Raw genomic sequence first — 12696 nt, forward strand, 5'->3', positions numbered from 1 at the left:
CAGGGGCCGGTCGGTTCACAGTGACGTGAGATGCCCTGGCTCCGACGGCTGCCGGGGCATCAACGAAGGTTCGACGGGTGCCGAGTGGGCCTCCAGCGCGAGAACCGACGCCACCGGATGCTCCTCGTCGTCCAGCACCGAAGCCGAAGCCGAAGCCGCTGCCGAGGACGGAATCACGACGCGCTCCGGGGACGCCGGAACGGAAACCGGAACCGGGTCCGGCGTCGCTCGTGACAGCGTCACCACACCCCACCCCGCGAGCCCCGCGCCCACCAGCGCCAGCAGCAGACCCGAGGCCCCGCCCTGGAGCCGTTCCCCGAGCAGCGTCAGGCCGATCACGGCCGCGGCGACCGGATTGGCCAGCGTCACCAGGGCCAGCGGACCGCCGAGGCCGCCCCGGTAGGCGGTCTGGGACAGGATCAGACCGCCCGCCGCGAACGCCGCGACCAGCAGCGCCACCCCGATCACCTGCCAACTGAGCACCGGACCCGAGCTGTTCGTCGCCGCGACCGTGACGGTCTGGGTGAGTGCCGAGGCCACCCCGGACGCGATGCCGGAGGCGCTCGCGTGCCGCAGGCCGGGCCGTGCTCCGCGCCGGGCCAGTATCCCGATCAGGATCATCGTCGTACCCGCGACCGCCATGGCCTCCGGGAGGCTCAGGATGTCGTCGGGCGCCGGACCGGACGCCGTGACCAGGATCGCCGCCAGGCCGAGCAGCGTCAGCGCGGTGCCGCGCCACTCCACCGCGCTGACCCGGCGCCCGGCGACCCGTGCGCCCAGCGGCACCGCGGCGACCAGCGTGAGCGCGCCCAGCGGCTGCACCACCGTGAGCGGGCCGTACTTGAGGGCGACCACATGCAGCAGTGCGCCGCCCGCGTTGAGCAGAACCGAACCCCACCAGGCGCCGGTCGCCAGCAGCCGCCGTATCCCCGCGTCGGCGTTGCGGGAGGCGAGCCGTTCCTGGGCGACGGCCGCGGCGGCGTAGGCGACGGCGGAGAAGAGGGAGAGGACGACGGCGGTGAGTGTGGCGGCGTTCATCGTGCCGCTCCCACGAGGACGGGCTCGTCGGCCGGGGTGAGCCTGCTGCCCTCGCCCGCCGTCGATTCGGTGCGGTGGGGTGCGTGGACGACCGCGAGGGCGATGCCCAGCAGGGCCGAGGCCACGATCGCGTCGAGCCAGTAGTGGTTCGCCGTACCGACGATCACCAGCAGCGTCACCAGCGGATGCAGCAGCCACAGCCAGCGCCAGCGGGAGCGGGTCGCGACGATCAGGCCGATCGCCACCATCAGGGCCCAGCCGAAGTGCAGCGACGGCATGGCCGCGAACTGGTTGGACAGGGTGTCGGCCTCTGGTGAGGCGCCGTAGACCGTCGGTCCGAACACCTGGCCGGTGTCGGTGAGGCCCGCCTCGGCCAGCAGCCGCGGCGGGGCCAGCGGGAAGGTGAGATGGATCACCAGGGCCGCCCCGGTGACCGCGGCGAGGACCCGGCGGGCCCAGACGTAGTGGGCGGGGCGCCGCAGGTAGAGCCAGATCAGGAAGGCGACGGTGGCCGGAAAGTGCACGGTCGCGTAGTAGGTGTTCGCGAAGTGGATCGCGGTGTCGCTGTGCAGGAGTACCGACTGCACGGCGCCCTCGCCGGGGAGATGGAGAGCCCGCTCCCAGTCCCAGACGCGGTGCGCGTTCCGGAAGGCCTCGGCGGTGTGTCCGGTCGCCAGCTGCCGGCCGAGTTTGTAGACGAGGAACAGCCCTGCTACCAGCAGGAGTTCGCGGACGAGCGGCGGCCGTCGTATACCGGCGGGCTCCGCCTTGGCAGGCTCGGTGCTGGCTTTCATCCCCCGGCCCTTTCCCTGAGGTGGCGCTTGTGCGCACGTGGTGCGTGATGGGCGGGAACTCGTCTGTACGGGCGCTCGTCTCATCGATACGTTGGTGTACCGATACGAGAGTGTACCGAAACGAATCCGTTCCGGTACACTGGCGTATCGATGGACTTACGCCACACTGGAATCGGGAATAAGCCACAGAGCCCCCCGACAGGAACGACAACCGGAGCCACCGGAACCACCGGGACAGGGAGCGCAGTCATGACGTCGCAGGCCGCGGAGGGACCGGCGCCGGTCGTCGCCTCGCGCCGCTCCAAGATCACGCCGGAGCGTGAGCAGGAGTACTTCGACGCCGTGCTCGTCCAGATCCGTGAGTGCGGATACGACGCGCTGACCATGGAGGGCGTCGCCGCCAGCGCACGGTGCAGCAAGTCGACGCTCTACCGGCAGTGGAAGACGAAGCCGCAGTTCGTGGCCGCCGCGCTGCGCGCAAACCGGCGCGCCCGGTTCGCCGTCGACACGGGATCCCTCGCCGGGGACCTGCGCGCGGCGGCGCGGGCGATCGGCGATGCCTCGGGGCAGGACACCCGGCTGCTGCAGGCCCTCGGACACGCGGCCATGCAGGACCCGGAGCTCCAGGAGGCGCTGCGCGACGCGATCGTCGAACCGGAGCTGGACGCGTTCCGCGGGATGATCCGCCGCGCGGTCGAGCGCGGCGAGGTCCCCGCCGATCATCCGGCGCTGCAGTACGTACCGGCGCAGATGATGGGCGTCCTGCGTGCCCGCCCGGTCCTGGAGGGGCGGTACGCCGACCCGGAGTACCTCGTCGGATTCGTGGAGGCCGCGGTGCTGCCCGCACTCGGCGTCACCTGAGACGCAGGCCGCCGTCCGTGGCTCGAACCGGACGGTGACCTGTCCGCGCCGACCCGTGGGGACGGGGGCGGCGCGCACCCCCCGGCCGGGTGGGGTTCCTCTTGAGCGGAGAGGCGCCCCACCCGGCCGATCCATGTCCACCGGGCCGGGGCGCGCATCGACGGATCAGACGTCCTGCCCGCTCCCACCGGCCGAGGAGACCTTGATGCCGGCGGTGATCTCGTCGATCACCGACTCCTTCTGGTCGGCGTCGACACCGAAGCGGACGACGACCATCTGCTGGGGATTCGACGGCGCGGGGAAGGCCAGCGACTCGACGATGCCGTCGACGCCCTTGCTCGTGATCGCCTTCCAGCGGACCAGGTAGCCCTTCTGTCCGGCCACGGTCACCGCCTTCGAGGCCAGTACGTCGTGCGAGGTGATCTTCCCGTACGTCGTACCGCCGTACGAATCCTCGGCGTTCGCCGCGATGTCTGCCTTGGCGACCGCCTCGGCCGTGCTGCCCGACGTGCCCAGCGCCAGTGCGGGTGCCGAGTACGCCCCGCCCTTGGTGCAGGTCTTGGTCGTGTCGCCCGGGCACTTGTAGGTGCTGTCCGAGCTCACCTGCCCGCCCACGGTGATCGACTGGCCGTACCAGCCGTCCGGGATCGGGATGCTGATCCCGTTGGTCGAGTCGGGCACGGAACCGCTGTCGATCTTCGGGCTCTCGGAGGGCTCCGACTGCTGCGGGTCCGGCGTCTGCCCGCCCGAGCCGCCGCCGGGGCCACCCCCGCTGCCGCCGCCGGGGCCGCCCTGACCGCCGCCGTTCTGGCCGCCGGTGCCGCCCTGGCCGCCCGGTATCTGCGAGCCCACGTTGCTGCCGCTGCCGCCGTCGTCCTTGGTCAGCGCGTACACACCGCCGCCTATACCGGCGAGGACGGCGATCGCCACCGCGACGGCTATGCCCGTGCGCAGTCCGCGCCGGGTGCCCGTCGGCGAATGGTCGGGATACGCCGGGTACGCCCCGCCGGCGGCCAGCACCGGTGGACCCCAGGCGGCGGCCGAGCCCTCGGGACGGGTCTGTTCCGTCCATGTCCTACCGTCCCACCAGCGCTCGGTGGCGGGGCCGTCACTTGTCTGCCCGGGGTCGGGATACCAGCCGGGAGGAGTCTCCTGCGTCATGCCCCCACCGTATGAGGCTCGCGTGAAAGGCGGATGAGAGGAGTCCCCTTTCCGCCGGGAAAGGCGCGGAAAGGCGGGCCGAGATACCGAGATAGCGGGATACGGGAGGCCGGGTTCTGTCCGTCACCGGCCGCGGCCCGTCGGCGATGCGCGGCACCACGGGCGGCAGCCAGTGGTCGTAAGGGAACTCCAGTGCGAGTGGCGCACACGTTTCCACCAGGTGAGGGACCAGGGCCGGGTCACCGTCGCGAAGTCGCCACGGACACCGGACTCGTACCGCTCGGTGAAGTGCCCCACCGAGTCCGCGTACGGGATCCCGTGGGAGCGCTCCGGTCGGAGGTCCGCAGGTCGGAGCCGTGCGCGGGTGCGCTCGGGGGGATGCCTCCCGGGGGCGCGGACAGGGCGGCCCGAGGGGGCGTGACACAGGCGGGCGCGTACTCGCCGATGACGGAAAATGAGCTCGATCCCAGGGGTGCCGAATGCCGACAGGTTTCACGACGGGCCGGTGGCGGGCCCGCCGCGTCGCCCTGCCGCACTCCCTGTCACTCGTCCCGGCAATACCTGCGCGGACCCGCCTCCACTTCGACAGCCGGACGGCTACTCTCAAGTTCGTACGTCGTTCAGGCGACTTGGGGAGGTAGCGGAATGACGGAGGAACGCCCAGGGACGGCCGGCTCTGCCGCCCTGTGGGAGCGCGACACACAAGTCGCCGCGGTGGAACGGGCGATCGACGCCTTGCGCGTGGACAACTCCTCCTCCGGCAGTCTCCTGCTCTTCACCGGCGAGGCGGGCCTCGGCAAGACCGCGTTGATGGCCGAAACCCGGCGCATCGCCGAGCGGCGCAACTGCACGGTGTGGTCGGTGCGCGGTGGCGAGACCCTCAAGTCCGTCCCCTTCAACGTCGTGCGCCAGTTGCTGCAGCCCGCGCTTCTGTCGCTGATGCCGGAGGAGGCCCGCGAGTATCTCGGCGACTGGTACGACATCGCCGGCCCCGCCCTCGGCATCACGGAACCCGGCGACCGCCTGGCCGACCCGCAGGGCGTGTGCGACGGCCTGGTCGCCGCGGTACGGCGGCTCGCCAAGCGTGACTGGCCGCTCGTCCTCCTCGTCGACGACGCCCACTGGGCCGACCAGGAGAGCCTGCGCTGGCTGGCCGCGTTCGCCGAGCGGCTCGACGACCTCTCCGTGCTGGTCGTGGTGGCCCGCAGGCCCGGCGAGGCCACCGGCGGCCGTGCCGACCACCTGGAGGCGATCGCCCGGGCGGCAGGCCCCGTCGACACGCTCGACGCCCTGACACCGGCAGCCGCCGCCGGCCTCACCCGCACCACCCTCGGCCCGCACGCCGACGCCCCGTTCTGCCGCGAGGTGTGGGCGGTCACCGGCGGCAACCCGTACGAGACAGTCGAACTCCTCGCCAAGGTCCAGGACGCCGGACTGGCCCCGGTCGAGGCGTCCTGCGGCCGACTGCGCGAACTCAACAACGCGGCACGCGGCGGCGGCCTCGTCGCCCGCCTGGAGGAACTGGGCGTCGAAGCCACCCGCTTCGCCTGGGCGGCGGCCATTCTCGGTACGGGCATCTCCGTGGACCTCGTGGCCCGGCTGGCCACCCTCAGCCACAACGAGGCCTACCGCTGCGCCAACCTCCTGTGCACCGCCCGCATTCTCACCGAACCCCATCTGGCGGCCGGCCAAGTTGCCGACAGCGACCTGGAGTTCGTCCACCCGCTGATCGCCACCGCCGTCTACGACTCCATCCCGGACGGCATGCGCACCGCCATGCACGGCATCGCGGCGCAGGTAGTCAGCGAGTCCGGGCGCGGCGCCGCAGCGGCCTCCCACCATCTGCTCCACGTGTATCCGGACGACGACGAGGAACTCGTCGACCAGTTGCGCGAGGCCGCCCGTGAACACCAGGCGGTCGGCGCCCCGGACGCCGCCCGCCGCTGTCTGGAGCGCGCCCTGCTGGAACCGCCCCGGCCCGAGAGCCACGCGCACGTGCTCTTCGAACTGGGCAGCGCCACCCACCTCACCGCGCCCGCCACCACCATCGGGCATCTCCAGACGGCACTCGCGATGCCCGGCCTGGAGGGCGACCTGCGCGTCGACGCGATCGTCCGGCTCTCGCAGGCCCTGCTGCACAACAACCAGCTGGAAGAGGCCGTCCGCACGGTCGAGACGGAGGCCGCCCGGCATCAGCCCGGCCCCGCCCGGATGCGCCTCCAGGGCGTGCACTTCATGCTGGAGGGCATTCACGGCGGCGACGTGACGGCGCCCGGCCGCTCCGAGCGCCTCGCCGACCTCGCCCGCCCCTGCACCGGCCGGGACAACTCCGAGCGCGCGCTGCTCATCCTGCGCGGCTTCGACGCCATGACCCACGGCGAGAACGCCGAGGAGGTCGTGGAGATGTGCGACCGCGCCCTCGTCAACGGCCGCCTCGCGCCCGGTCTCGGCTGGACCGACCCCGAGTGGGGCATCGAGCTGCTGATGATGCTCGCCTGCGCGTACGCCTACACCGACCGTCTCGACCGCGCGGAGTCCCTCTACATGGACGCCCTGCGCGCCTATGAGACGGCGGGCTGGAGCGGCGGCCACCTCTCCCTCGCCCATGCGTACGTCGGTCTCGGGCACCGCAGGCGGGGCCGCCTCAGAGAGGCCGAGACGTCCCTGCGCGAGTCCCTGCGTCTCGCCGAACGCGTCGGGCGTGGTCTGCCCCTCCACTGGTCGGCGACCTGCAACCTCGTCGACACGCTGCTCGCCCGCGGTCATGTCCAGGAGGCCTGGGCCATCGCCGAGCAGTACGGGTTCGCCCCGCCCTACCCGTCCACCATCGTGCTGCCCGAACCCCGCGCGGTACGCGGCCGGTTGCTCATCGCCGTCGGCCGCACCAAGGAGGGCATCAACGAACTGGAGGCCGCCGAGAAAGCGGCCACCGGACGGGGCTACCACAACCCGGTGCTCGCCACCTGGGCCGTCGACCTCGCCCGCGCGCTGGCCACGGAGGACCCGCTCCGGGCCGCGGTGCTGGTCGCCGACGCCCGTCGGTACGCGGAACGGTTCGGCACGGACACCGCCATCGGTGAGGCCCTGCGCTGCGCGGCGGCCCTGGAGACCGGCCAGCGGGCGGTACGCCTGGCCGCCCAGGCGGTCGCCTATCTGGAGGCGTCACCCTGCCAGTACGAACACGCCGCTGCCCGAGTCGAGTACGGCATCGCCGCCCGCTCGGTCGCCGAGATCCAACGCGGCCTGACGCTGGCCAAGTCGTGCGGCGCGGACGGCCTGGTCGCCCAGGCACGTGAGGTACTGGAGACGGGACGGGGGCTGCGCTGACCCCGAGGGGCGCCCCCGCCGAGATCCTGCCGGGACGACGACCGGCAGGATCACCCTCCTGAACCGTCCGGCCCCTCGTCGCCCATCCCCTCGGACTCCTCCTCGGCCAGTACGCGCTGCGCCGCCGCGAACGCCGAGTTGGCCGCGGGGACCCCGCAGTAGACGGCCGTCTGGAGCAGCACCGCGCCGATCTCCTCGGGGGTGAGTCCGTTGCGGCGGGCCGCCCGGACATGCATCGCCAACTCGTCGTAGTGGCCGTGGGCGACCAGAGCGGTGAGCGTGATCATGCTGCGCTCGCGCCGGGTGAGCGTCGGGTCGGTCCAGATCTCGCCCCACGCGTAGCGTGAGATGAAATCCTGGAAGCGGGCGGTGAAGGGCGTCTGCCGCGCCTGCGCCCGGTCCACGTGCCTGTCGCCGAGCACCTGTCGGCGCACCTCCATGCCCCGCCGGGGTGCCGCCCCGAAGTGCGGGCGCAGCGCGGCCAGTACGGCCTCCGGGCACTGAGCGACCGCCAGATGCGAGGCGCCCGGCAGTTCGACGAGCGTGGCACCCGGCACGGCGTCCGCGATCTCCCGCAGATGGGCCGGGGGAGTGGCCGGGTCCTGCCGCCCGGCGACGAGCAGTGTGGGCACACCGATCTCGGCCAGCCGGTCACGCAGGTCGAAGGCGCCCAGCGCGTCGCAGCAGGCGGCGTACGCGTCCGGATCGGCGTTCCGGTGATCCGCGACCAGCTCCGGCACGGTGAACCCGGGCGTGAACCAGCGCGCGTCGGCGCTCTCCGCCAGCCCGGCCAGCCCCTCGCTGCGCACCAGCGCGGCCCGTTCCTCCCACGGCTTGCTGCCGTTGAAGTGGGCCGAGGAGCAGAGAACGGCGAGCGACGACACCCGCTCCGGGTGGTGGACGGCCAGATGCAGACCCACCGCACCGCCCAACGACACGCCCGCGTAAGCGAATTGGTCGATCCCGAGGGAATCGGCGAGCGCCAGCACCAACGCCGCCAGATCACCGACGGTCGCCCCCGCCCCGATCAGACCGGGCGCCGAACCCCCGTGCCCGGGCAGGTCCCAGCGGACCACCCGGTGGGTGACGGACAGCTCGGGCGCCACCTTGTCCCACAGGGCGTACGACGTCCCGAGCGAGGGCCCGAGCAGCAGCGGGGGAGCGGTGGCGGAGCCCTCGACGCGGTGGTGCGGCAGATTGTCGGTCACGGTCGCTCCAGGGCGCGGTCGGTCAGGGCTCCGGCGGAGCCGGTGTAACGGGCGGGGTCGGTCGGGTCGTCGAGGGGTAGGTCTTTCAACTCCGGCTCCTCGGCGAGGAGTTCGCCGAGCGATCGGCCCTCGGTGTAGGTGCGGGCGGCCAATTCGGTGAGCAGGGCCTTCGCGCGGGCCCGGCCCAGCACCGGCGCGAGTTCGACGGCCAGCCGCTCGGAGACGATCAACCCATGGGTGAGGTGCAGGTGTTGACCCATGGTGTCCGCGTGGACCCGCAGCCCCTCGGTCAGTTCGACGGCGTCCCGGGCAGCGCCCCCGGTCACCCTCAGCAACTCCCTGAGCGGCTCCCACTCGGCGTGCCAGGCACCGGCCGGCCGCTCGTCCTCGGCGACCAGCGCCCCGTACAGGGTGGCCGCGAGCTGCGGTGCGCGCCGGGCCGCGGCGGCGATCAGCGTCGACCGTACGGGATTGGCCTTGTGCGGCATCGCCGACGAACCCCCGCCGCTGCCCTCGGACACCTCGGCGATCTCGGTGCGGGCCAGCGTCGTTACGTCGGCGGCGATCTTCCCGAGGCCCCCGGCCGTGAAGGCGAGCGCCCCGGCGAGATCCGCGACCGGGGTGCGCAGGGTGTGCCAGGGCAACACCGGCTCGGCGAGGCCGAGTTCGCGGGCGTAGGCGGCGACCAGGGCTCGCGTGTCGACCGTGTCCTCGGTGGTGCCGAACACCGTGAAGGCGGCCAAGGTGCCTGCGGCGCCCCCGAGTTGGGCGGGGAGGCTCTGGCGTACGGCCGTCAGACGGTCCCGTGCGTCGAGGACCAGTGACCGCCAGCCCGCCGCCTTCAGCCCGAAGGTCGTCGGCACGGCGTGCTGGGTGAGCGTACGGCCGGGCATCGCGGTGTCACGGTGGTCGGCGGCCAGGCGGGCGAGGGCCCGAGCCGCGCGGGCGAGGTCCGAGAGCACCAGGTCCAGGGTGCGGGCGGCGACCAGCATCGTCGCCGTGTCCAGGATGTCCTGGCTGGTCGCTCCCCGGTGGACGTACGGCCCGTACTCCGCCCCGACCGCCGCCGTCAGGTCCGCCACCAGCGGGATCACCGGGTTGCCGCCGGCCCGGGCGCGCAGCGCGATCGACCGTACGTCGAAGGCGGCGACCCCGTCGACCGCAGTGCCGACCGCCCTGGCCGCCTCCTCGGGTGCCAGCCCCAGCCCGGCCTGCGCACGGGTCAGCGCGGCCTCCGCGTCGAGCAGCGCCCGCAGATACGCGGTGTCGCTCGTCGCGGTGGCCGCCGGGGAACCGGCCCACCCGGGGGAGAGCAGACCGGTGTCGGCCCCTGGCTCGGCATCGGTATCGGCATCGGCAGGTGGTGTCACTCGAACTCCAGGAAGACCGTTTCGCCCTCGCCCTGAAGGCGGATGTCGAAACGGTACGTGCGGCGGTCGCCCTCGGCGGCTATCAGCGTGGCGCGCCGCTCGGCGGGCAGCGAGTCGAGCAGCGGGTCGGCGCCGTTCGCCAGATACGCGCGTGTGTACAGGTGGGTCAGCAGACCGCGGGCGAACACGCACACGCTGATGTACGGCAGACCCGCGTTGCCCGGTGGCAGCGTGTACAGCGCGTAGTGCCCGTCGGCGTCGGTGGCGACCCGCCCGAAGCCCGTGAAGTCGGTGCCGTTGCGGCCCAGGAAGCCGCCCGTCACCGGGTCGCGGCGCAGCGATCCGGGGGCACCGGCGAGGGAGCCGTCGGGAGCCGCCTGCCAGAACTCCAGCAGGGCGTCGGGGATCGGGTCTCCCTCGCCGTCCAGGACGTACCCGTGGAGGGCGATCGTGTCCGGGTGGCCCTTGGGCGCGACCTGCTCGCCCTCGGGGAAGGGGAGGGCGTAGCCGTAGAAGGGGCCGACGGTGTGGGACGGGGTGGGCAGAGGTTTCTCGGGGGAGACGCTCATCAGTCGCGGCCTTCTTCGATCCAGGTGGCGGAGGGACCGTCGAGAACGATGTCCCACTCGTAGCCGAGCGAGAACTCGGGCTGGGACAGGTCGTGGTTGTACTCGGCGACCAGACGGCTCCGGGCGGCCTCGTCGGTCACCGAGCGCAGGATCGGGTCGTAGCGGAACAGCGGGTCGTTCGGGAAGTACATCTGGGTCACGAGCCGTTGGGTGAACGCCGTACCGAAGACCGAGAAATGGATGTGCGCGGGCCGCCAGGCGTTGGTGTGGTTGCGCCACGGATACGCGCCCGGCTTGATCGTGGTGAACCTGTACCGTCCCTGATCATCCGTCAGGACCCGTCCCACACCGGTGAAGTTGGGGTCGAGCGGCGCCGGGTGCTGGTCCCGCAGATGGGCGTACCGGCCGGAGGCGTTGGCCTGCCACAGCTCGATCAGCTGGCCGCGCACGGGCCGCCCGTCACGGTCGAGGAGGCGTCCTGAGACGGTGATGCGCTCGCCGAGCGGCTCGCCCTGGTGCTGGACGGTGAGGTCGCTGTCGATGTCGGTGATGTCGGTGACCCCGAACACCGGGCCCGACAGTTCGACCGTCTCCGGGTCCCCACCGCTCACCGCGACGAGCGGCTGCTTCGGGTAGCGCAGCACCGAGCTGCGGTACGGGGCGTAGTCGCGCGGTGGATGGTTCTGTACGGGGGCGCCTTCGGCGACCGCCTTGTCGTAGGCGTCCTGGAGGTCGCTGACCTCGACGTCGATGTCCGACTGGGTGAGAGCCATGAGGAGTTCCTAGTCTCTTCCGAGCCCAATTACTCAGGGCACTGAGTATTTCACCAAGGTTTCTCTCACGCTGTCACTCGTCGGTCTCGCCGTCAAGACTTACGAAGAACGAGCAGGTGGAGGCGCTGTGGCAAGGTGGGAGACAGGGTGGGCGGTGCACTGTATCGTCAGTGCACAAACGAAATTCTGTATTCTGAAGAAGACGACCCCAGGAGCGGACATGGCCGCGGTGGACCTCTCCACCCACCCCGGGCACCTCGCCCGGCGACTCCAGCAGGCGCACTACCTGCTGTGGAACACGATGGTCTCCGAGGAGATCACTTCGCCCCAGTTCGCGGTCCTGAACGCGCTCGTCGCCGAACCGGGCCTGGACCAGCGCACGGTCGGGGAGCGGGTGGGCCTCGACCGGTCCACGGTCGCCGAGGTCGTCAGCAGGCTCGGGCGCCGGGATCTGATCGACAAGGTGCGCGATCCCGAGGACGGCCGCCGCTCCCTGCTGCGCCCCACGGACGAAGGGGTGCGTGCGCACCGCAGGCTGACCGTGCGGACGGCCCGGATGAACCAGGTGTTCCTGGCCCCGCTCTCCGCCGACGAACAGTCCGTCTTCCTCGACCTCATCCAGCGTGTCGCCGACGCCGCGGAAGGGCTGCGCAACCCGGCGGAGCCCGTCGCCTCCCCTCGCTGAGCGTCCTTCCGCGGCAGGCCGGGTCCGCCCAGCGGACCGGGAACGGATACCGTGCGGGGCGAGACCGTCGCCCGGACCACGGGGAGGTCCGGAGCCGAGAAGGGAACTGGGATGGCAGCCGGAGGAGCCGGGACAGCGACCGGAGGCGAGCCCGAACCGGCGGGGATGCGTACCGTCCAGCGGGCCATCGACGTTCTCGGGCTGTTCGACGAGGTCCGGCCCGCGCTGTCCCTCCGCGAGATCGTCAGCGCCTCCGGCCTGCCGAAGACCACCGTGCTGCGGCTGCTCCAGACCCTGCGGCTCAACGGACTGCTCTGGGTCGACGAGCACGGCCGCTATCTCGCGGGCCCCGCGCTGCTGCGCTGGTCCCGGCTCGCCGAACAGGCCTGGCGACTGCCGCCCACGGCCCAGGCACTGCTGCGCGACCTCGCCGCCGAACACAAGGAGACGGTGCACCTGTATGTGCGCCGGGACATCCACCGCGTCTGCATCGCCCAGGAAGAGGGCCCGCAGGCGCTGCGCCAGGTCGTGCGGGTGGGCGACGAACTCCCGCTGTGGGCGGGTGGCGTGGCCAAGGCGCTCCTGCTGGACGCGCCGGACGGGCTGCTGCTCCGGGTCGCGGAGGCCTCACCGCGCGGGGCCGGACATCTGGCGACCCTGCGGACCTGGATCGCGGAAGCCCGCGACCAGGGGTACGCCGTGAGTCACGGCGAGCGCGAGGAGGGGCTGTCGGCGGTGGCCGTGCCGGTGCGGGGGAGGAGCGGGGCGGTCGTGGCCGCGCTGTCCTTCGGCGGGCCGAGCACACGGTTCACGCCGGAGCGGGTGACGCGGTTCGCGGCGGCGCTGCGCGGTGCGGCGGGGGAACTGGCGCGGGCAGGGCTGCCGTTCGAGGCGTAGGCGCTCAGCCGGA

General features: G+C 72.4%; 11 protein-coding genes. 4 read left to right on the plus strand and 7 right to left on the minus strand.

All coding sequences use genetic code 11. The features are described from left to right. Positions 1–15 precede the first annotated feature (15 nt). Together OHN74_RS36655 and OHN74_RS36660 are read right to left on the minus strand one after the other, a co-directional pair. A complete protein-coding gene (locus OHN74_RS36655) occupies positions 16–1038 on the minus strand; it encodes a hypothetical protein (RefSeq protein ID WP_327698865.1) in 1023 nt (340 codons plus the stop codon). Then, on the minus strand, positions 1035–1832 hold the full coding sequence (locus OHN74_RS36660) for a phosphatase PAP2 family protein (RefSeq protein ID WP_327698866.1): 798 nt from the start codon (positions 1830–1832) through the stop codon (positions 1035–1037). Before OHN74_RS36660 ends, OHN74_RS36655 begins: the two co-directional genes overlap by 4 nt. 249 nt (positions 1833–2081) lie before the next feature. On the opposite strand from OHN74_RS36660, the gene OHN74_RS36665 reads away from it, so the two are divergent. Beyond that, complete coding sequence (locus OHN74_RS36665; RefSeq protein ID WP_327698867.1) at positions 2082–2693, plus strand: TetR/AcrR family transcriptional regulator; 612 nt, start codon at positions 2082–2084, stop codon at positions 2691–2693. A 165-nt stretch (positions 2694–2858) separates the two neighbouring features. Here the strand turns inward: OHN74_RS36665 and OHN74_RS36670 are convergent, their stop codons facing one another. Continuing rightward, positions 2859–3854 carry a DUF2510 domain-containing protein gene (locus tag OHN74_RS36670; RefSeq protein ID WP_327698868.1) on the minus strand — a complete coding sequence of 332 codons (996 nt, stop codon included), beginning with the start codon at positions 3852–3854 and terminating at the stop codon, positions 2859–2861. A 645-nt stretch (positions 3855–4499) separates the two neighbouring features. Here OHN74_RS36670 and OHN74_RS36675 point away from each other — a divergent pair. Beyond that, a complete protein-coding gene (locus OHN74_RS36675) occupies positions 4500–7181 on the plus strand; it encodes an ATP-binding protein (RefSeq protein ID WP_327698869.1) in 2682 nt (893 codons plus the stop codon). Between the two features lie 50 nt (positions 7182–7231). Here OHN74_RS36675 and pcaDC read toward each other — a convergent pair whose 3' ends face one another. The 4 genes from pcaDC to pcaH are packed head-to-tail and all read right to left on the minus strand — an operon-like array spanning position 7232 to position 11101. Beyond that, complete coding sequence (pcaDC, locus tag OHN74_RS36680) at positions 7232–8389, minus strand: bifunctional 3-oxoadipate enol-lactonase/4-carboxymuconolactone decarboxylase PcaDC (RefSeq protein ID WP_327698870.1); 1158 nt, start codon at positions 8387–8389, stop codon at positions 7232–7234. Next, entirely contained in the window at positions 8386–9759 is a 1374-nt protein-coding gene (pcaB, locus tag OHN74_RS36685; protein WP_327698871.1) for a 3-carboxy-cis,cis-muconate cycloisomerase, read from the minus strand. The genes pcaDC and pcaB overlap by 4 nt, the downstream gene beginning before the upstream one ends. Next, positions 9756–10328, minus strand: a complete 573-nt coding sequence (gene pcaG, locus OHN74_RS36690; protein WP_327698872.1) for a protocatechuate 3,4-dioxygenase subunit alpha — start codon at positions 10326–10328, stop codon at positions 9756–9758. Before pcaG ends, pcaB begins: the two co-directional genes overlap by 4 nt. Next, a complete protein-coding gene (pcaH, locus tag OHN74_RS36695; protein WP_327698873.1) occupies positions 10328–11101 on the minus strand; it encodes a protocatechuate 3,4-dioxygenase subunit beta in 774 nt (257 codons plus the stop codon). Before pcaH ends, pcaG begins: the two co-directional genes overlap by 1 nt. Before the next feature lie 220 nt (positions 11102–11321). Here pcaH and OHN74_RS36700 point away from each other — a divergent pair, with 220 nt between their 5' ends. Together OHN74_RS36700 and OHN74_RS36705 are read left to right on the plus strand one after the other, a co-directional pair. After that, positions 11322–11786 carry a MarR family winged helix-turn-helix transcriptional regulator gene (locus OHN74_RS36700; protein WP_327698874.1) on the plus strand — a complete coding sequence of 155 codons (465 nt, stop codon included), beginning with the start codon at positions 11322–11324 and terminating at the stop codon, positions 11784–11786. A gap of 111 nt (positions 11787–11897) precedes the next feature. Continuing rightward, on the plus strand, positions 11898–12683 hold the full coding sequence (locus OHN74_RS36705; protein ID WP_327698875.1) for an IclR family transcriptional regulator: 786 nt from the start codon (positions 11898–11900) through the stop codon (positions 12681–12683). The last annotated feature ends 13 nt before the right edge of the window (positions 12684–12696 follow it).

The organism is Streptomyces sp. NBC_00459, from assembly GCF_036013955.1.
Lineage (GTDB): Bacteria > Actinomycetota > Actinomycetes > Streptomycetales > Streptomycetaceae > Streptomyces.